This is a genomic window from Streptomyces sp. NPDC060194, assembly GCF_042728285.1.
Lineage (GTDB): Bacteria > Actinomycetota > Actinomycetes > Streptomycetales > Streptomycetaceae > Streptomyces.
Window position 1 is genome coordinate 32,547 of record NZ_JBHWZH010000060.1, and the last position, 2,285, is coordinate 34,831.

3 protein-coding genes and 1 pseudogene are annotated in these 2,285 nt (G+C 73.9%); 3 read left to right on the top strand and 1 reads right to left on the bottom strand.

What is annotated here, in order from left to right; translation table 11 throughout:
* Window positions 1–168: 168 nt before the first annotated feature.
* Window positions 169–423 carry a hypothetical protein gene (locus ACFWEG_RS15740; protein WP_387214800.1) on the bottom strand — a complete coding sequence of 85 codons (255 nt, stop codon included), beginning with the start codon at window positions 421–423 and terminating at the stop codon, window positions 169–171.
* A gap of 56 nt (window positions 424–479) precedes the next feature.
* Between ACFWEG_RS15740 and ACFWEG_RS15745 the strand changes: the two genes are divergently transcribed.
* From ACFWEG_RS15745 to ACFWEG_RS15755, 3 genes and pseudogenes are all read left to right on the top strand, one after another.
* Window positions 480–878 carry a GNAT family N-acetyltransferase gene (locus ACFWEG_RS15745; RefSeq protein ID WP_387214802.1) on the top strand — a complete coding sequence of 133 codons (399 nt, stop codon included), beginning with the start codon at window positions 480–482 and terminating at the stop codon, window positions 876–878.
* A 133-nt stretch (window positions 879–1,011) separates the two neighbouring features.
* A complete protein-coding gene (locus ACFWEG_RS15750; RefSeq protein ID WP_387214805.1) occupies window positions 1,012–1,854 on the top strand; it encodes a hypothetical protein in 843 nt (280 codons plus the stop codon).
* A gap of 112 nt (window positions 1,855–1,966) precedes the next feature.
* Window positions 1,967–2,285, top strand: a pseudogene (locus ACFWEG_RS15755) (hypothetical protein); the annotation flags it as partial.

The window sequence follows — 2,285 nt, forward strand, 5'->3', positions numbered from 1 at the left end:
TGGGCTGCGTCTTTTGTTTATAATACCCTGGGCATGCCCCGCCTGCCGGGCGGTGCGGCCCCGCCCACGGGGACGGGCCGCCCTGCGGGGCGGGCCGGGCGGCACTTCGCATGCCACCGGTCGCGCCGACCCGATCGCCGGGATCGGTGGTCGGCGAACAGCGCCTGCTCAGGCCGAGGACTCGCGGCGCGCGAGTGCGCTCCGGTGCCGGCGCCACATGGCGCGGTTGCCGACCAGGACGGAGACCCAGAACGCGGTGTTGAACCCGCCGACGACCACCTGGTTCACGGAATCCCCGTCGACGATCCGGTTCACGAACCCGGCGGACGAGACCAGCAGCAGCGGTCCGATCACCCACGGCCCCCATCGCACCAGCCACGCCGTCCGCCGACCGAGCACACCGTCGTTCCGCACATCCGACACCGCAGACACCTCCCTCCCGGCCGTGTGCCCTCCCGCGCCGTCACTACGCTCGCGCCATGACGACCACGTACACCTGGCGCGCCCCCGTCGACAGCACCGCGCTCAACGCCCTGCACGCCGAGGGATTCGGCGGGCCCCCCGCCGAGATCGACTGGCACGCACGGCTGGAGCGGCACAGCCTCGGCTGGGTGTGCGCGCGGGACGCGGGCGGGGAGCTCGTCGGGTTCGTCAACGTCGCCTGGGACGGCGGGACACACGCGTTCCTGCTCGACACCGTCGTGGCCGCGCGCTGCCGGCGCGAGGGGGTGGGCGCCGCGCTCGTCGCCGCCGCGGCGGACGGGGCGCGAGCGGCCCGATGCGACTGGCTGCACGTCGACTTCGAGGAGCGGCTGCGGCCGTTCTACGTCGACACCTGCGGGTTCCGGGTGACGGCGGCCGGCCTGATCGCCCTTTAGGGGCGCCGGATCCGGTGCGAAACGCTGACCAATCCCCTGCCTTACCTGTTCCGAACCACAGGAACACAGCGGAACACGTGATCGAACTCGGCCCCGAGGCAGCACGGTTGGGGCTCGCGAAGGGGATGGCACCATGAAGGCCCAGCACACCGCCCGCAGGACGGCGACCCGCGTCAGTGCGTTCGTGGCACTGCCCGCCGCGTTCTCACTGGTCGCCGCGGGACCCGTGCTCGCGCACGAAGGGCATGCACCCGCCGCGGCGAAGAACGCGCCCGCCGCCGACACCTACCAGATCGATCTCGAACCGCTGAACAGCTCCGGCGCCTCCGGAACCGCCCTGGTCAGCCTGGACGGCACCAAGTTGACCGTGAAGATCGAGGCAGACGGCCTGGTCCCCGGCCAGCCGCACGCGCAGCACATCCACGGCTCCACCGACGGCCACGACTTCCGCTGCCCGGACGCGAGCGCGGACAAGGACGGCGACGGCATCGTCACGACGGCAGAAGGGCTGCCGCAGTACGGCGACATCAACATCTCACTGACCACGAAGGGCGACACGTCCAAGGACAGCGGCCTGGCCGTGGACCGGATGCCGACCGCGAAGGAGGACGGCACCCTGTCGTACTCGCGCACGATCGACGTGTCGCAGGACGTGGCCGACCACCTGAAGGACCTGCACATCGTGCAGCACGGGATAGACCCGAACAACAACGACGAGTACGACTTCGGCAAGGGCAAGAGCGAGCTCGACCCGAAGCTGCCGCAGGAGGCGACCGCCCCCGCGAACTGCGGGATGGTCAAGGGCGCGGCCGTCGGCTCCATGCCCGTCGGCGGCGTGGAGACCGGATCCGGAGGCACCGAGGGCCTGGAGAGCCCGGGCCTGCTCGCGGGCGGCGCGGCCGCGGTGCTGGCGGCCGGCGGGCTCCTCGCCGTACGCCGGGGCACGCGGACCGCGCAGGCCCGCCGCGAGGGTTGAGCCCTCCCCCGTTCCGCACACCGGTGCGCCCACCACCCCCGGGCACACCGGTGTGCGCCGCACCGACCCACGGCAACTGACGGCACCACCGACCCCGGAGGCCAGGCACGCCATGGACGACGACGCACCCCGCCCGAACGGCGGCACCCCCGAGGCGGACGAAACGACCGCCACCGACGACTCGCCGGGTCCCCTGCGCGGACCGCGCGGGCGCACCGCGCTCGCCGTGGCCGCCGTCGTCCTGCTCCTCGTCGGCGCGGTCCTCCTGGCCGCCGGCGTCGGCCGCCAGGAGCCCGCGCCGCCGGGCCGGGCGGACGCCGGACCGACGGCCGCCGACGTCCCCGGGCCGCCTCCGTCACCGGAGGGCGCCGCGAGCGGCGGAAGCGGCAGCCGCGGCAAGGACGGCGACGGCGGCACGGCGTCGGCCGCCG

Bases quoted from the DNA above. Each gene is read 5' to 3' on its own strand.
- ACFWEG_RS15745 (WP_387214802.1), top strand. From the start codon at position 480: ATGACGACCACGTACACCTGGCGCGCCCCCGTCGACAGCACCGCGCTC.
- ACFWEG_RS15750 (WP_387214805.1), top strand. From the start codon at position 1,012: ATGAAGGCCCAGCACACCGCCCGCAGGACGGCGACCCGCGTCAGTGCG.